At 38.3% G+C, this 16,848-nt stretch carries 15 protein-coding genes; 9 read left to right on the forward strand and 6 right to left on the reverse strand.

The genetic code is table 11. From position 1 onward, the window contains the following. Window positions 1–110: 110 nt before the first annotated feature. From ACLLO5_RS00625 to ACLLO5_RS00635, 3 genes are all read right to left on the reverse strand, one after another. The gene (locus ACLLO5_RS00625; protein ID WP_413173569.1) at window positions 111–1,346 is read right to left on the reverse strand and encodes a DUF445 domain-containing protein; all 1,236 of its coding nucleotides are present in this window, start codon (window positions 1,344–1,346) and stop codon (window positions 111–113) included. Window positions 1,347–1,447: 101 nt separating this feature from the next. Further along, window positions 1,448–2,140, reverse strand: a complete 693-nt coding sequence (ubiE, locus tag ACLLO5_RS00630) for a bifunctional demethylmenaquinone methyltransferase/2-methoxy-6-polyprenyl-1,4-benzoquinol methylase UbiE (protein WP_413173570.1) — start codon at window positions 2,138–2,140, stop codon at window positions 1,448–1,450. Window positions 2,141–2,260: 120 nt separating this feature from the next. Next, window positions 2,261–3,214, reverse strand: coding sequence for a response regulator (locus tag ACLLO5_RS00635; RefSeq protein ID WP_413173571.1), 954 nt, complete (start codon window positions 3,212–3,214; stop codon window positions 2,261–2,263). A 404-nt stretch (window positions 3,215–3,618) separates the two neighbouring features. Here ACLLO5_RS00635 and ACLLO5_RS00640 point away from each other — a divergent pair, with 404 nt between their 5' ends. After that, a complete protein-coding gene (locus tag ACLLO5_RS00640; protein WP_413173572.1) occupies window positions 3,619–4,704 on the forward strand; it encodes a RuBisCO accumulation factor 1 in 1,086 nt (361 codons plus the stop codon). 62 nt (window positions 4,705–4,766) lie between these two features. Here ACLLO5_RS00640 and ACLLO5_RS00645 read toward each other — a convergent pair whose 3' ends face one another. Beyond that, window positions 4,767–6,464 (reverse strand): hypothetical protein, encoded by a 1,698-nt coding sequence (locus tag ACLLO5_RS00645; protein WP_413173573.1) that lies wholly within the window; start codon window positions 6,462–6,464, stop codon window positions 4,767–4,769. 125 nt (window positions 6,465–6,589) lie between these two features. Between ACLLO5_RS00645 and ACLLO5_RS00650 the strand changes: the two genes are divergently transcribed. The 8 genes from ACLLO5_RS00650 (at window position 6,590) to ACLLO5_RS00685 (ending at window position 14,865) form a co-directional block, all read left to right on the forward strand. Then, window positions 6,590–8,974, forward strand: coding sequence for an ATP-dependent helicase (locus ACLLO5_RS00650; RefSeq protein ID WP_413173574.1), 2,385 nt, complete (start codon window positions 6,590–6,592; stop codon window positions 8,972–8,974). 28 nt (window positions 8,975–9,002) lie between these two features. After that, the gene (locus tag ACLLO5_RS00655) at window positions 9,003–9,437 is read left to right on the forward strand and encodes a hypothetical protein (protein ID WP_413173575.1); all 435 of its coding nucleotides are present in this window, start codon (window positions 9,003–9,005) and stop codon (window positions 9,435–9,437) included. Between the two features lie 107 nt (window positions 9,438–9,544). Continuing rightward, on the forward strand, window positions 9,545–10,516 hold the full coding sequence (locus tag ACLLO5_RS00660) for a hypothetical protein (RefSeq protein ID WP_413173576.1): 972 nt from the start codon (window positions 9,545–9,547) through the stop codon (window positions 10,514–10,516). A gap of 68 nt (window positions 10,517–10,584) precedes the next feature. Next, window positions 10,585–10,782 carry a 50S ribosomal protein L35 gene (gene rpmI / locus ACLLO5_RS00665; protein ID WP_413176206.1) on the forward strand — a complete coding sequence of 66 codons (198 nt, stop codon included), beginning with the start codon at window positions 10,585–10,587 and terminating at the stop codon, window positions 10,780–10,782. A gap of 22 nt (window positions 10,783–10,804) precedes the next feature. Continuing rightward, the gene (rplT, locus tag ACLLO5_RS00670) at window positions 10,805–11,161 is read left to right on the forward strand and encodes a 50S ribosomal protein L20 (protein WP_413173577.1); all 357 of its coding nucleotides are present in this window, start codon (window positions 10,805–10,807) and stop codon (window positions 11,159–11,161) included. Between the two features lie 147 nt (window positions 11,162–11,308). Further along, a complete protein-coding gene (locus ACLLO5_RS00675; protein WP_413173578.1) occupies window positions 11,309–12,127 on the forward strand; it encodes a transporter substrate-binding domain-containing protein in 819 nt (272 codons plus the stop codon). Window positions 12,128–12,186: 59 nt separating this feature from the next. Beyond that, a complete protein-coding gene (locus ACLLO5_RS00680; protein ID WP_413173579.1) occupies window positions 12,187–12,711 on the forward strand; it encodes a tetratricopeptide repeat protein in 525 nt (174 codons plus the stop codon). A gap of 171 nt (window positions 12,712–12,882) precedes the next feature. Continuing rightward, window positions 12,883–14,865, forward strand: coding sequence for a primary-amine oxidase (locus tag ACLLO5_RS00685; RefSeq protein WP_413173580.1), 1,983 nt, complete (start codon window positions 12,883–12,885; stop codon window positions 14,863–14,865). A gap of 183 nt (window positions 14,866–15,048) precedes the next feature. On the opposite strand, the gene ACLLO5_RS00690 is transcribed toward ACLLO5_RS00685, so the two are convergent. Beyond that, window positions 15,049–15,420 carry a hypothetical protein gene (locus ACLLO5_RS00690; protein ID WP_413173581.1) on the reverse strand — a complete coding sequence of 124 codons (372 nt, stop codon included), beginning with the start codon at window positions 15,418–15,420 and terminating at the stop codon, window positions 15,049–15,051. Between the two features lie 149 nt (window positions 15,421–15,569). Then, window positions 15,570–16,835 carry a glutamate-5-semialdehyde dehydrogenase gene (locus ACLLO5_RS00695; RefSeq protein ID WP_413176207.1) on the reverse strand — a complete coding sequence of 422 codons (1,266 nt, stop codon included), beginning with the start codon at window positions 16,833–16,835 and terminating at the stop codon, window positions 15,570–15,572. Between the last annotated feature and the right edge of the window lie 13 nt (window positions 16,836–16,848).

A 16,848-nucleotide genomic window follows, 5' to 3' on the forward strand; every position in this document is an offset into this window, starting at 1 on the left:
AGGTGCAAGGTGACAGGTGACAGGTGACAGGTGACAGAGTTGAAAATTGATGGTTTTCTTCTTTCTTGCTGATGGCTGACGGCTTAATGCTTACCATTCTCTCAATTTACTTAATATCGGCTCAAAAATAGAAATCCTACTTGCATCAACCCGACGACAAAACCCAAAATTCCACCTAAAGTCACAATCGCTTGTAATTCATTTTTAACAATTCCTTCAATTCCGGCTTCTAAATCAGCAGGAGAAGTTGCTTTTACACGCTCAATAATCACTTGATCTATAGACAAAATAGGGATTACTTGTGAGACAATTGCTTCTAAATCTTTTTCTAAATACCGTTCTAAAATTAAAGCTAATTCTTGAGACACTACTTCCAAAGAAGTACCAATAACAGATGAATTACCAAGACGCTTTAATAACAAACTCGCAATATTTTCCCAGTCTGCTGATTCCGTTAATTCCTGTAACAAAGTGCTACCACTATTTTGGAGGTAATGATGAACACTTTCCCTGGTGGTTTTTCTAAGTTGACGGACTGTGCCAACTGGTAAGTTTTGTAAAGATAAATCTTGTAATAATTTTTTGAGGCGATCGCGCATTTGCAAATCTTGAATTAATTCTTGCAATCGCTTATTAGTAGCCTCTTTTTCATCTAAACAAAATGTCCTTAATCTAGTTAAAGTATTACGTAAACCAAACAGATTTGCAACTACCCAGTAAGTACCACTAGTTTTTTCTCGGAAGCTATCATCAATAGTTTGAATTGTGCGGTCTGTTAAAAAATCAACTATTGCTTGTCTTAACGCATCCGGTGGTAAAACTACTTGTAACAACCAATCAGCCAAGCGTGTAGATTGTTCTTCACTTAGTTGAAATTCTAGTAATATTTGGTCAAAAATCTGGTTAATTTGCGCTTCTAAAAAATTCTCTTGACGAGCCAAAACCTTCAGTAACCGAGGTAAGGATTCTCCCAACAAATCCCGTAGAATTCCCGCTACAATTTTGATACTTTTCTGATTTTTATCACCTTGAATTTGTTCAACTGCTAACTGTAATAACCAGGAAATCGCACCTTGGACTCGTTCTGTTTGTAGGAGTCGCCGCGCCAGCTTTTGTAATTCGTCTGGCGTTAACAACGATCCCATAATGGTATTAGAAATATTTTTCGCCAAACGCTCCTGATTAGCAGGTATTAATCCAGGAGTAAAAGGCACCCTTCGACCAAGAATATAGATAGGTCGATAAGGACGAAATAGCATTTTTATGGCTATATCATTTGTGAAATAGCCAATAACTCCACCCAGAATTGGGGGTGATACATAAAGCCAAAGATGAGACCAATCCACAGTGTTTTGGATTAGGAAAAAAGGATAAGGGACAAAGGACTGGGGATTGGGGACTGGGGACTGGGGACTCGGAAATACTTTTACTAATTACCAATTACCCATTACCCATTACCAATTACCAACACTCCCATCATACCGTTAGAGATGGGATAGTGTGTGGCGTTAGCAAAACCCGCTTGATGAGCTATTTCCACTTGCTGTCTACCTGTGGGGAAGCGGTCTAAGCTGGGACTGATATAAGCATATTCTTCCTTGACACCCAAATTCGTTGCTAGGGGAACAACCAGGTTATCTAAATACCACTGCTGAAAAGCCCGAAATATGCGATTATCAGGGCGATGAAAGTCTAATATTGCTGCTTTCCCACCAGGTTTGAGGACACGATGTATTTCTTGAAGACTACGGGGTATATCTTTAACATTTCTCAACCCATAGCCCATGGTGATCGCATCAAATTGATTGTTTTCAAAGGGTAGGTTTAGGACATCAGCTTCTATCCAGTCTATAGCTGGTTGGGGGTAATATATTTGGCAACGCTGTTGAGCAGTTTCCAGTAAGTTACAAGAAAAGTCTACACCATATACTTTTCCAGTCATTCCTACATATCGCGCTAGTCGAAAAGTTAAATCACCACTACCACAACACAAATCCAAGCAAGTATCTCCTGGTTTCGCTGCACTCCATTTGACGGTCATTTCTTTCCATATCCGGTGTTGTCCCAAACTTAACCAATCGTTTAATTGGTCATATACGGGAGCAATACGGTTAAAAATGTCACGAATTTCGTTAGTCATGAATAAGAGGGAACAGGGAACAGGGAACAGACAGAAGACAGACGTTAGTTAATTGTGTATTATTTACGGGAGTCGGAGGCTGTAGAATTTGGAATTTTTTCCTCTCCACACCCTAAACGCTTACACCCCTATACCCCTATAACTACTCGATAAGGCGATCGCTATTAATTCTACTGACAGATGTATGAGTTTCAGTTCATCTGCTCTTAAAGAACAAGGTTGTTGCCACTGTAGTGATAATACTCCCAACATTTGCTGTCGATAAATAATCGGGATAATTAAATGTGCTTGTACTCCAGTTGCTTGGTAGTGAGCAAGACCGTTGAGTTCAGGGTCTTTGGGTATATTTAAGGAGGATTGAATTTCACCCGTGGCGATCGCTTTTTTGGCTAGTGGATCTTCAAAGAGCCAATTTTCAATTACTCCTTTATCACTGTAAGCCCCTTGAGTTTGAGTCAGATTATTTCCTTCTATAAGTTGTACAATACAGCCATCAGCAGTAAAAGTTTCACTAAAGGCTTTAGCGATAGGAATTAGAGTTGCTTCTAAACTAGACGCAGCTTGCGTTACTTCCACTAAAACAGTCAAAAGTTGCATTTGGGAATTAGCTCGGCGCAACTCTTCTGTGCGTTGCTTTAGTAAATCATAAGTTGCTGCTGCTCTTTGCACCACTTCTTTCAGTTCTCCAGAGTCCCAAGGTTTGGTAATGTACTTGAAAACTTGACCAGCATTAATAGCCTCTACCAAATCTTCAATATCAGTAAAGCCAGTAAGAATAATTCTGACTGTATCAGGAAATTGTGGTACAGTTCGGCTCAGAAATTCAGTTCCTTTCATTTCTGGCATCCGCTGGTCAGAGATAATTACCGCTACCTCACCTTCTGTTTCCAACAGTTGCAGCGCATTGAAACCACTATCAGCCTTGAGGACATTAAAATCGCGGCGAAAGGTGCGATACAGCAAATCTAGATTATCTTGTTCATCATCAACTACGAGGATTTTCAGCTTTTGATTCCGTTCACGGGTACTTAATGGACGGCTAATTGTATCAACTTCGACATTAGGGTTATTCATATTTTGCTTTATATCATCTTCACAATTTTGTTATATTCCATACAAGGCTGAGTTGAAAATCTTTGTTGTCAGTGATTCAACATAGAGTAGACAACTGATGTCAATCAGCTGGGGATAGGGGATAGGCTGTAGGATGTAGAGAACCTCACTAGTAGAGTTGCTGGATATATAGATTTGTATAGGATTTGGCGGTTTTTCCTTTCTGTCTAGGGATTAATTTTGTGTGGGCATTAAGAGATTAAAATAAGATTTGCTTCACAGATTAAGATGTAACATATTTTAATTACACCTTGATAGATAAGATCAGAGTCTGGAGTAAAGACTAAAAGCTGATGCCAGCAGCCAAGTCCATAACTGCAAAAATTACTATCACCATATTAAGTTGACGCTTACAAATCAGAATTATGACTGAATTACAATCCAACTCTCAAGATACTGATCATACTGTTAACGATACAGCACAAGAATTATTAGTCAAGTTAAGACAAAAACAAGGTAACTGGGTAGAATGGGGGATGGCGATCGCCTACCTCCAAAAAAATGGTTACAATCCCCAAGACATCTTTGAAGCCACTGGATTTGAGCCAATCCAACAGAATCAAGTGATTGTTGGTTCTCAAGTTTACAGTGCTTTAGAAAAGTTTGGCGCATCTGAAGCAACAAGGGCATACTACGGGACAAGAGCTAGTGACATTCTCTACGAACTACGCTTACTGACTCAAGAAGATCGAGCCGCAGCCGCAGACCTGATTTTTCTCCATAAACTCGACGTAGACGATGCGCGGGAGATAGCCAAAGCGATTAAAGATTTCTCTCGCTTCTCTACACCACCACAAGGTTTTACCAAGCATCCTGGGGATGCAGTAGCTTATCAGGCTTGGAAATTAGCCAGACAAAACTCCGACTTACAAGAGCGATCGCGTTTAATTGCTAAGGGGTTACGTTTTGTTAATTCACCCACAGCCAGAAAACAAATCGAACAACTACTTACTGATTTTACCGTAGTTGCCCAACGTCCAGCCCCCATTCTCCCCTTTTTCCGTCTAGAATCTGATGAAGACTTACCCAGAATTGTCCCTGTGGTGGGTGAGTTGCCATTAACACCAAAAGATGTACGTTCCGTACCCATAATTACAGAAATTGAACCATTTCGCATTGTCAAATTTGCCGGAGAACAAGCTTGGGTAAGTTTACCAGGTTGGCAAGTATTACAGTCAGCAGAAGACCCAGTAGTAATTGTTGCCAGTAGTGATATTTTCCCAAACCCCACACAAACCAAAGTAGAACCAGTTATAGTCGTCATAGATCGCGCCCAAAGAGAATGGGATGCATCTAGTTACTTTGCATTTGACAATTCTGGAGAAGTTGATTTTCAATGGTTTGAAACAGCACCAGAAAACACTTTATTAGGAAAAATAATCATCATTTTACGTCCTAAAAAAGTTCTCGATGAAGAATTTACCAAAGACTCTTGGCAGATTGACGAATAAATATTGGTAATGGGTGATTGGTAATTGAACTACTTCTTCTATTCCCTATTCCCTTGTTACTGTCACCTGTCACCTGTCACCTGTTCCCTCTTTTCACACCGATAAAGCTGATAGGGAAATTGACCAATACGATAATGCTGGGTAGATTCTATATCACAATTGATTTGCCCAGCAATTGTTAACTGAGCAGCGTAATCTTTTTTTCTCATTCCTGAGCCTACAAACCATACATTAAACCGAGACTTATGGAATTGATAAAATTTAGTAACTTTGTTACCAAGAGAGGATAAATCAGCAGATTTATATACAAAAGCTAAACTATCCTTATTTAATGTATTGAATTCGTTTTGAATTTCATGATTTCTTAGTTTTTCCAATGCTAAAGCAAAACTTAATCCTGCTGCTACATCTTGATAATTGTCGTACTTTATTACCAACATCAAGGGAATATCAGCTTCTAAATTCATATTTTTAGCAACTATGTCAGGTAAAAAAGGTTTTTGAAAGGATAAATTATTAACAACAAAAATACAACTAATAATACCTACTATTAAAAAAATGAATTTGGTAGTTCTGATTTTTTCTAAACTTGCAGCTAAAAGGGCGCAAAAACCAGGATAATAAACAAAACTATAACGCGGCACAAGCGTAATATCTTTACCTAGTAAATATGCAATAATGAAAAATTGAAATAAAACCAAAAAAGTAAAACTCAAAAGAATTAATGTAGATAAATGAGTTGTACTTTGTGACCATAGTAATTTTAAACTTGCAAAAACTTGTATTCCCACCCAAATTGTAAACACCACCATTAAAAATCCACAAATAACCACAATTCCTATAGGTTGATTTTCTACAGGGAGAGAAATGATCATTAATGCCCAATTAATCAAAGTGTGATATATGGGTTCAAGATGATGAGGAGATGGCAACCAATTAGTATCTGAACTGCGAAAACGGCTGAATACTGCCAATAGCCAAGGAATATAACTAATAATAACGCCGCAAGTAGAGATAATTAAATATAAACAAATTTGACGCAGGTTAATAATTTTGGTTCTGCCGTAATAAATTATTAGTAACAGTGTGGCAATTTCAGCACTAAAAGCAATACTAAAAAAGTAGTGAATATAAAGACCAAGACTATTAATAATTGACCATAATAACCAAACACCAAATCTAACACGCTGCTTGGTAAAAATATCTTGCTGAATTTTAATGAGCAAGAATAATGATAAAATTATCAAAAGCATAGGTAAAGTGTAGTGCCTTGCTTCTTGAGAAAGATACACAGCAAAAGGGGATAAAGCCATGAACAATGCGGCAAGGATGCCAGCAGCGGGAGAAAAGGCAATACTATTAACACCATAAATGGCCATGATAGCAGCCACACCAAATAAAACAGAGAGCGATCGCAACTTTGTTACCCAATCTGTTGTACCCAAAGGATTTAACCATCCCAGCCAGCTGTACATACCACAGAAAAACAGCGGTGGATGGGTAGAATAACTGGCCAGATTTTCGGCAATTTGAGAACAGCTAACCCCAGGCTGAAAAGTAAAAACTTCCTGTAGCTGGTGGAGAGGAAAAACTACATATAAAGGTAAATCACGGTAATTTTTACCAAAACTAAAAATAGCAGTAATTATTTCATCTAACCACAGGGGTTTCAAGTCCAAATGCCAAAAGCGCAAAATAGCCCCCAGTGTAATAACACCAGTTAAACCCAGATAATGTAGATATAGTTTGCGATTGATCATTAAGGTTTGAATTTGTCCCTTCCCCTCTGAACTAACAAGTATTGAACATTAATCAAAGATAAATCATAAATCAATATTGTTCATTTCTCTACTGTCATAATTAAAATAAAAGTCAAAATTTTAATATGTCAAAAGATAATTTTGCGGTTATAGTCAATCAAGACAGCCTGGAAATAGAAGATATTCAGCTATCACCAGCAGCTAAGTTACAAAAAAATATTGACAAAATTCGTCATAGTCTGCGACCTGGACAAAAGCAAATGGCTGATTGGGAATCTGGCCCATTGGCTGTATCTGCTGTCCCAGGTGCTGGTAAATCTACAGGAATGGCTGCTGCTGCGGCCATAGCAATAGCCCGTCAATATCAATATTCCCTATCTACAGGTAATAGTTATCGCCGTCAGTTAGTAGTTGTCACCTTTACCCGTTCTGCTGCTGCTAACCTAAAATTAAAAATCCGCGACCAACTTAAAGAACTATCCTTACCACAAACAGGCTTTGTTGTTTATACCCTCCACGGTTTAGCCTTAAATATAGCCAATCGTCATCCTGATTTATCCGGGTTGCAGTTAGAAAACGTCACATTAATCACCCCTAATCAAACTCATCGCTTCATCCGCGCAGCTGTAGAACAATGGATTACAAAACATCCTGAACTTTATCGACGCTTATTAGAAGGTCAAAAATTTGACGGTGAAGAAACAGAAAAGCTGCGTCGTCAGTCAGTGCTACGTACAGAAGTATTACCAGACTTAGCTTATACAGTGATTCACGAAGCTAAAAGTTCGGGAATATTACCGGAAACACTTTATAAATGGAGTCAAAAAACCCAAGATACCTATCAAATTTTACAAGTTGCGGCGGGATTGTATGAACAATATCAAAAATTAATGGCTTCCCAAGATTTCATTGACTACGATGATATGATTTTAGCCGCTTTGCGCGTGTTAGAAAATCCTAGCGCCAGACGGATTGAACAAAATCAAATTTTCGCAGTTTTTGAAGATGAAGCCCAAGATTCTAGCCCACTACAAACGCAGCTTTTAGAAATATTAGCTGGTGAAGTAGATGGGGAAGCGAAAAATTCTGTTGGTAGAGACGTTGTATACAACGTCTCTACAGATCAATCAAGACTCAATTTAGTCAGAGTTGGTGATCCTAATCAGGCGATTAATTCAACTTTTACACCTGCTGACCCGATTTATTTTCGGGAGTTTTGTAAAAATTGTGATCTTAATCAACGACTGGCAACAATGAATCAAGCTGGTCGCAGTAGCAAAATTATTATTGATGCGGCTAACTTTGCGTTGGAGTGGGTAAATAGTCAATGGTCAACCACAACTAACAACGAACAAACACCATTTCTTTCCCAGAAAATTGCGGCTGTTAATATGGACGACCCCCAACCAAATGCTAATCCTGCACCAGTTGGTCAAGGTCTGGAATTGTACAGCCCTCGTGATATTCATCATACAGTTGAGTTGCTTTCCCAGAGAGTAATTGAATTATTTACTCAAAATCCTGATTCCTGTGCGGCTGTATTAGTCAGGGAAAACCGTCAAGGGAGATGGTTAACATCGGCTTTAGAACCTATTTGTCAAGCACATCAAATTAGACTTTATGATGTGGGAGAAATGGAAAGACGTTCTCATGTTCCACAAGAAATTTTATCATTATTGCAATTTTGCGATCGCCCCCATTCCCCTGATTATTTAAAAGCCACCCTCCAGGTTTTAGTACAACGTCAACTAATTCCCACCCAAGACATCAACTCCCTAGCCAGTATCCCAGAAGAATTTTTATATCCTGGACCCCTAGCCACTCCTCAAACAGAGATAGTACAAAAAGCGGCTCATTTGTGTCGCAGTTTACTTCATGCCCGTTTAGAACTACCCATATATCAAATTATTCCGTTTTTAGCCTTAACCTTAAATTACGACCAAGCCGAATTAGCCACCGCTGACAAACTTGCAGAACGGGTAAACCTGCAAAATTGGGGTAATAATTCTATGGGTTCAATGCTGTCGGCTTTAAGTGAAATCGTCAATTCTGAACGCTTTGAACCAGTAGACACAGAAAATTCAGAAGCACAATATACCAAAACAGGACAACTAACAATTATCACCATGCACAAAGCCAAAGGGTTGGACTGGGATTATGTTTTTCTACCGTTTTTGCATGAAAACTTAATTCCTGGTAAATTTTGGGTTCCACCCCAAAGCCAATTTTTAGGCGATTTTACCTTATCAGAAGTAGCACGCGCCCAAATTCGTGCTGGACTTCATCACCAAACAGCTGCAATACCCAATGTCAGCCAAGCTTGGGAACAAGCCAAATACCTCAAAATGGCCGAAGAATACCGTCTATTGTATGTGGCTATGACCAGAGCAAAAAAACTTTTATGGATGTCTGCGGCTCAACAAGCACCTTTTACTTGGAACAAACCCGATAATTTACAAGCTTCAGCCCCTTGTCCTGTGTTTGCAGCATTAAAACGCCAGTTCCAGTAGATTGAATTGTTAATTGTTAATTCACTTTATGGACATCAAATCACGAGTTAAAAAATATCTTCCCTATCTATCTTGGTTGTTGATCTTACTCGGTATCCTTGGCAATATATATCAATATCGCCAATATCAAGCAGAACAAGCTTTAGAAAAAGCCAAGCGACCAATAAGAGAACGTCTAGAAAATTCTTTTAAGCAATCCGAACAACTTAGGCAACAGACGAATCAGAAAAAAGCCGAAATCGAGAAAATTACCGCACAAACCGAAGAATGTGTCAAAAAAGCTAAACCTGATTTGAATGAATGTCAGAATTTGATAGCGCAATCAGTTAAACTTTCTGCTGAATTTAATGTACTGATCCAAGAAAATAAAAAATTGCTGGATAGTATCAATAAAGATTATTGTATTGTCTATCCAGATGCAGACGACAGAGATTGCCAGCAAAAAAACACCAATAGAAAATAAAAAATAAAGTAACTTATACCAATTACCAATTATCCATATCGGGAACAAAATCAGGATAAAAATAGTAAATAAGTTTGTATCTATCTCAAAAGCTGGAAAAAATATCTATGTTATTTCATCTGAAAAATAACGCTAAATTATCTCAATCCGTTGTTTTAACTCTTGTCTTAAGCAGTCTGCTGGCTTGTGGAGTGGATGTTGCTAACAATAATACATCTGTAGCTATTCCCGGATCTGAACAGATACAAATCGCCCAAAATACCTTACCTAGAGACATTTCTACGGCTGTGCTACGGGATGCTTCCCTGCGTTCTGGGGTGAAAATGGCTGATTTGAAAATTTCTCAAGTCACACCCACAACCTTTGGAAATCGTTGTATGTTTGAGTTTAAGGAAGTTTGTACTAAGGAATACAGACCTATTCAAGGTTGGGTGGTCGTTGTCAAGGTGAAAGAACAATCTTGGACTTATCATGTTAGTCAATCTTCGCAAATTGTGATTGACCCTAAAATTAATATATCTGATGTTTCCCAACTGCCTGAAAGCATTGCTGATAAAGTGATCCAAGATGCATCTAGCCGTTCTGGTTTACCAAATAGTGCTATCAAAATTACTCGCTCTACAACAGAAACTTTCAGTAATTCTTGTGTGTTTAATTTTGGTGAAGTCTGTACTCAATTGTTTGACCCCGTAGAAGGTTGGGAACTAATTGTCAAGTTAAAAGGAGAATCTTGGACTTATCATGTAGATAAATCCGGTTCCCAAATCGTTCTTGACCCAAAAATTGCTACCTCTAAGGGTTCTCAACTACCAGAAAAAATCGCCCAAAAAGTTTTGAGTGATGCTTATAAACGTTCTAATTTACAAACTCGTGCTATAAAAATCATTCGTTCTACACAAAAAACTTTCAGTAATGGTTGTGTGTTCAACTTTGGTGAAGTCTGTACTCAACAGTTTGACCCTATTAACGGTTGGGAAGTGGTTTTGAGAGTCAATAAAGCGTCTTGGATTTATCATGTAGACCGAACCGGCTCACGCATCGTTTTAGATCCAAAAGCCAGCACAACTTTAAAAATTTAACTCTCAATTGTTTAAATTAGGTTTTCTTAGTATATAATGATGGATTGTGTCGAATCAAAGCCATCCCCATGCCTAAACTCAAAACTCGTAAAGCAGCGGCAAAGCGATTTCGTGCCACAGGTACAGGTAAAATCGTCCGTCGCAAGGCTTTCAAAAACCACCTTCTTGAACACAAGTCTGCTGACAAAAAGCGCAATATGTCTAAAATGGCAATTGTTGATGAACGCGATGCAGACAATGTGCGCTTGATGCTTCCTTATTTGTAAAACATCCTTCAGGTAGTAAGATATGACCCGGGTAAAACGCGGTAATGTAGCTCGTAAACGCCGCAATAAGATTCTAAAATTAGCTAAAGGTTTTCGTGGTTCTCACTCAACTCTGTTTAGAACCGCTAACCAACAGGTGATGAAGGCGCTTCGCAGTGCTTACCGCGATCGCAAAAAGAAAAAACGTGATTTTCGCCGTCTGTGGATTACTCGTATTAATGCGGCTTCTAGACAAAATGGTTTGAGCTATAGCCAGTTAATTGGTAATCTCAAAAAAGCTAACGTTGAACTTAACCGCAAAATGTTGGCACAATTGGCAGTTCTTGACCCTGCAAGCTTTGCTAAAGTTGCAGAACTGGCAAACTCTGTTAAAGGTTAATTAACCAATAAAGGTGACGACGGATGAATAACGGATGTAACAGATGCCTCTTGCGGAGAATTGAAAATTAAAAGTTCAACATTAAAAATGATCAACTTGTTTGGATTTTTGATTGAATTTTTAATTGGAGCAAAGCGAAGGTCTACTATGAATCGGTTACATCTGGTATTATCCGCTACCTTGATTTTGATTTTGTGCTTTTTTTCCCTGGGGACAGATTTAATAGCATCTGCTGCAACTCTCCCAGAAATTCAAAAGCGTGGTTATTTGACTGTGGCGGTGAAAGATAATCTACGTCCTTTGGGATTCAGGAATGATAACGGTGATTTACAAGGCTTAGAAATAGATTTAGCCAAGCGTTTAGCAGGTGATTTGCTGGGTAAACCAGATGCTGTGAGATTTCAACCTGTCCTGAATAGCGATCGCTTACCTGTCATTGTCGAAAATAAAGTTGACCTGGCTATTGCTAACGTGACAGCCACTGAATCACGTTCTCGTATTGTTAGTTTCAGTGTTCCTTATTATTATGATGGCGCTGCAATAGTTACTAAAGATACTTCTATAAATCAGTTACAAGATTTAAATAAACGTAAAATCGCTGTACTCAATCACTCTAGCACTATTTCTGATGTAAAATATTTTATACCAACCGCTGAGTTAATAGGCGTTAACTCGTATGTCCAAGCACAAGAAAAAATAGAAAGTAATGCGGTTGATGCTTTTGCGGCTGATAAAAGCGTTCTTAGCGGTTGGGTACAAGAATATCCCCAATATCACATCTTACCTAGCCAGTTATCAACCGAACCCTTATCTGTAGTTATGGCCAAGGGTTTGCAGTACGATGAGTTCAGAAGATCGGTCAATGAAGCGATCGCCCGTTACATAGCTACAGGTTGGCTCAAAGAACGTACACAGTATTGGGGATTGGGTAATAGTCAGGAGAAAACATTAACAACTGACAGATGACAACCAACAACTGACAAAATAGATCAAGAAGAAACATTTAATAGTCTATATTTCAGCCAATGGATAATAACCTAGTCCTTGTTTATCTCTCAATTTTCGTCATTTTACTCGCATTTGCAGCGGTGAGTGTTTTTCGCGAGATTTTCAAAACTCGTAAACTGGAAAACTCTCTTTCTAAGTTAAAAACCAAATTAACAAAAGAAAAAGGTACCGCCCAAGAATATTACGAATTAGCCAGTATTTATTCCGAAAAAAAAGTTTTTACCCAAGCCATACCCCTATTTCAAAAAGCTCTCAAAGCTGCTGAGGAAGAAGGAGAAGAAAATATTGCCCCAGTTTACAACGGATTGGGTTATGTTTACTTCGCCCAAGAACAATATGATTTAGCTATTCGTCAGTATAAAGAGGCGCTGAAATTAAAGCCTGACTACGTAGTAGCCTTGAATAATCTCGGTCATGCTTACGAGAAGAAAAAATTATCTGCTCAGGCGTTGGAAATGTATGAAGAAGCATTAAAATTTGCTCCTAATAACCCTACAGCAAAACGTCGTGCTGAATCTTTACGGCGCTTAGTATCTGCGTAAAGATCCAATTTTGTTTCATGCAGAGCTACAGAAACGCAAAAAGTAAGAACAATACCATATACAGCATATAGCAGGTAACGGTTTTACCACTAACCGCTGATTATTGTTGTAATTTTACTGTTTTTGAGCAAAAGCATTGAAATCAATAGATGTATTTTGTTCTTAAACAGTATGATTCAAAGTTTACATCGTTTTTTTAGATTAGCGATCGCCATCTTTGTGTGTTTTCATTTCTGGCTAAGTTCTCCTCAGATTACATTTGCTCAGAACATCATCACACCTCATCCTCTCAACCCCTTAACAGAACAAGAAATTAACACCGCAGTAGAAGTATTACAACGGGAAAAAAAATTAAGCGAAGCCGCATTTTTTTCCATGATTACTTTACAAGAACCTGATAAAAAAACAGTTTTAAATTTTCAACCTGGTCAACCATTTCCACGCCAGGTATTTTTACAAATTTATGAACGTGAATTTAATAAAACCTTTGTAGGAATAGTAGATTTAAATAAAAATACCCTGACTAAGTGGCAAGAAATCCCCCAGAGTCAACCAGCCATTTTACCTCTAGATTATCAACTTGCAGAAGAAGTAGTTAAAGCAGATTCACGTTGGCAAAATGCCATGAAAAAACGGGGAATCAAAGATTTCGATCAAGTCCAAATCAGTTGTTGGGCAGCAGGAATACTTACATCAGCAGAACAAAAAAAAGGTAATCGTATTTGTCGCGCATTATCCTATTATCGAGGTCAATATGGTAATTATTTCGCTCATCCCATTGAAGGAGTTGTAGCTACAATTAATTTAAATAAAGGTAGAGTTGATAGTTTTGTTGATCGTGGTGTAGTAGCTATTTCCCAAGAAAACTGGGATTATGATCTTTCCTATTTTGAAAAACTAATTCCCGCACCAAAACCATTAAAAATTACTCAACCGGAAGGAACAACTTTCAAAATTCAAGGTAATGAAATTTCTTGGCAAGGTTGGCATTTTCGTTATTTAATGCATCCCCGTGAAGGTTTAGTTTTATATCTTGTTAATTATAACGATGGTGAAAAATCCAGACCCATTCTTTATCGTGGTAGTCTGTCGGAAATGGTAGTTCCTTATGGTGATCCAAATCCGAATTGGTCATTTCGTAACGCCTTTGATGTCGGAGAATACAACATTGGATTATTAGCAAATAAACTAGAATTAGGTAAAGAAATTCCTGAAAATGGCGTTTTATTAGATGCTGTATTTGCTAACGGTGAGGGAGAATCTTATATAATGCCACGGGTAATTGGTATTTATGAAAAAGATAACGGCGTACTTTGGAAACATTTTAATTATCATAATCAAAAAAATTATGTCCGGCGTAATCGGGAATTAGTAATATCAATGATCACCACAGTTGATAATTACGATTACATCCTGAATTGGATATTTCACCAAGATGGAACTTTAGAAATTAAAAATGAATTAACAGGAATTGATTTACCACAGGGAACAAATGTTAACACACAAACTGAAAATCAAGCCTTGGGGCGGTTATTAGCTAAAAATATCCTTGGTGTAAATCATCAACACTTTTTTAACTATCGCCTAGATTTAGATGTTGATGGACAGAAGAATTCAGTCATGGAAATGAATGTTAATTCTCTACCAATTAGTGATAAAAATCCTTTAGGTAATGCTATTACTGTTGCCGATACTCAATTAACCACAGAAAAAAATGCTGTGCGAGATTCGGACATCAAACATAGTCGAGAATGGATGATAACTAATGCAGACAAAAAGAATAATTTAGGTGTTCCTACAGCATATATGTTAACCCCAGGAGGAAATACAATCATGTATGCTGTAGAAGGTGCAAAGATTAGAGACAAAGCCAGTTTTGCAACTCATCATTTTTGGGTGACAAAATATAAAGATGGTGAAATGTATGCAGGTGGTGATTATCCTAACCAAAGCAAATTAGGGGAAGGTTTACCTAAATATATTGCTGATAATGAATCTTTAGCAAATGAAGATATTGTGGTGTGGTATACAATGGGTATCACTCACGTTCCTCGTCCCGAAGATTGGCCTGTCATGCCTAGACATGAAGTGAGTTTTAAACTGATGCCCAGGGGATTTTTTAGCAGGAATCCCGCGATTAATTTGGGGGAATAAAGCTAATTCGTAATTAAGAATTAAAGATAGATGTAGGTCGGTTTTCTTCCCTCAACCCAACGCTTCAAAACTTTGTGGATGTTGGGTTTCACTTTGTTCAACCCAACCTACGCATCTGTCGCATTTTTTATGGAATTGGTATAATGCAATATCTCTACATTTTTTAGATTTTTTTGTTTGTTGTTAGGTGCGGGGACGTTCAGGCATTTTTAAGTCATATAAAAATAAATGTAGAATTTCCAGTGGTGACATAGGGGAAGCATGAATCATCAAGTCATCATTACCTGGATGTAGATGAAATCGTTTTCCTTTATCGTCATTATTGTGTTCTGGTAAGTTCAGATCAAAACGTAAAAATTTTGTTGGATTTTCTTCTAGAAATCTGATTTCAAAATCGAATGCAATGATTTCCGCAGGTTTAATATTTTCATTCACTAAAATTGCAAAATCAAACCAGCAACAATCAAATTTTTTAAAATGGGGAATTTCTCTAAGTCGGTTTTGGTTTTTTCCTCCTCCAGTTATTTCAATAATACCTTTATTTTCTTTTGTCATTTTTAGCAAATTATGAATTTCATAACTTTCTGTTTCTAAAAAACCATCATCCCAAGCTGCTATTAAACATTTTAAGAACTCACTCCGAAGTAACTTTGCACTTTTGACCTCTAAGAATGAATAACAGTTTTACTTCTCACTCGTAACTTCTAAAACCGTCCATTTCCCTGAACTATATGCTTCACCGTCGTTAAAGTCTCCAAACTCATAAACCCTCGGCGATGTCCTTTTTGATTGGACATTCCCAAAAATACTGCATCTCCCCGTGAGGAGTTGCGGGAAAAACGCGGGGATGCGTTGATGTAGGTGGAGGCGCTGTTGACTCCTAAAGCAAATTGCCGACTTTCTTGGTAGGATTCTGTGACGATACAATCAGCATGACCGCTACTATATTGATTAATCCATGCGATCGCACTCTCTAAACTATCCACCAATTTAAAAGCCACTGTCTTAGTTAAATAGGGCGTTCCCCATTCTCCATCTTTCGCTAACTGTAATTGGGGAAAGGCTTCTACCAGTTCCGCATCTGCTTTGAGTTCAAAGCCTTTTTCTTTTAAGCTGTTCCACAACACAGATAAGGACGATGGTAAAGCTTGACGATGGATCAGCACTTTTTCAATCGCGTTCACCGGATCTGGTTCACTCTCATGGCTATCGAGAATCATCCAGCGCACCATTTCTAAGCTGCTATTTAGTGACCAATACAGGTAACAATTACCCATCGCTGACTTTAAAACTGGACAAGTTGCTTGTCTAACTACTTGTTGAATTAAGCTAGAACGTCCGTAGGGAATGACTAAACTTAAATACTGGTCTTGGGTGACTAAATCTCGCACAGAAGCGCCATGTTCAGCTGTAACCAATTCTATACAGCCTGGTGGTAAACCAACTTCACTAATAGCATTTTGTAGAACTTGAGCGATCGCCGCATTGGAATGACTAGCCTCTGTACTACCTTTGAGAATCAAGCTATTGCCAGTTTTTAAGCAAAAACCAGCTGCGATCGCCCCCAAATCCGGAAAAGCCTCATAAATAAATCCAATCACACCCAAAGGCATCAACTGGGTATAACTCTGAGAATCTTCCTGTTGATAATCAGCCGTTCTCACCCGTCGCAGCGGATCTGATAATTCTCCCAAACGTTGGAGAATAGCCACAGCATTCTCTAACCTAGAAGGAGTTAACTTCAGCCAATCCAAAATTAATTCCGATACCGCCATTTCTCGACTGGCTTCTAAGTCCAACGTATTGGCTTCGAGAATGTCGTCGAATGAATATTCTAACGCCTGTGCCATCGCCAGCACAGCACGACTCCGGTCTGCCCCTTTGGTAATCCCTAACTTAAGGGAAGCTTGGTAAGCGCGTTTGGCGCTGTTCATGGGTTCGGGACAATCATCAAAAACTTCAACAGTCATCCGATTTTGGATT

It is taken from the genome of Anabaena azotica SJ-1 (assembly GCF_047275885.1).
Taxonomy (GTDB): domain Bacteria; phylum Cyanobacteriota; class Cyanobacteriia; order Cyanobacteriales; family Nostocaceae; genus Trichormus_B; species Trichormus_B azotica_A.

Coding starts and splice junctions, on each gene's coding strand:
- ubiE (WP_413173570.1), bottom strand. CDS start 2,140: ATGACTAACGAAATTCGTGACATTTTTAACCGTATTGCTCCCGTATAT.
- ACLLO5_RS00635 (WP_413173571.1), bottom strand. CDS start 3,214: ATGAATAACCCTAATGTCGAAGTTGATACAATTAGCCGTCCATTAAGT.
- ACLLO5_RS00640 (WP_413173572.1), top strand. CDS start 3,619: ATGACTGAATTACAATCCAACTCTCAAGATACTGATCATACTGTTAAC.
- ACLLO5_RS00645 (WP_413173573.1), bottom strand. CDS start 6,464: ATGATCAATCGCAAACTATATCTACATTATCTGGGTTTAACTGGTGTT.
- ACLLO5_RS00650 (WP_413173574.1), top strand. CDS start 6,590: ATGTCAAAAGATAATTTTGCGGTTATAGTCAATCAAGACAGCCTGGAA.
- ACLLO5_RS00655 (WP_413173575.1), top strand. CDS start 9,003: ATGGACATCAAATCACGAGTTAAAAAATATCTTCCCTATCTATCTTGG.
- ACLLO5_RS00660 (WP_413173576.1), top strand. CDS start 9,545: ATGTTATTTCATCTGAAAAATAACGCTAAATTATCTCAATCCGTTGTT.
- rpmI (WP_413176206.1), top strand. CDS start 10,585: ATGCCTAAACTCAAAACTCGTAAAGCAGCGGCAAAGCGATTTCGTGCC.
- rplT (WP_413173577.1), top strand. CDS start 10,805: ATGACCCGGGTAAAACGCGGTAATGTAGCTCGTAAACGCCGCAATAAG.
- ACLLO5_RS00675 (WP_413173578.1), top strand. CDS start 11,309: ATGAATCGGTTACATCTGGTATTATCCGCTACCTTGATTTTGATTTTG.
- ACLLO5_RS00680 (WP_413173579.1), top strand. CDS start 12,187: ATGGATAATAACCTAGTCCTTGTTTATCTCTCAATTTTCGTCATTTTA.
- ACLLO5_RS00685 (WP_413173580.1), top strand. CDS start 12,883: ATGATTCAAAGTTTACATCGTTTTTTTAGATTAGCGATCGCCATCTTT.
- ACLLO5_RS00690 (WP_413173581.1), bottom strand. CDS start 15,420: ATGACAAAAGAAAATAAAGGTATTATTGAAATAACTGGAGGAGGAAAA.
- ACLLO5_RS00695 (WP_413176207.1), bottom strand. CDS start 16,835: ATGACTGTTGAAGTTTTTGATGATTGTCCCGAACCCATGAACAGCGCC.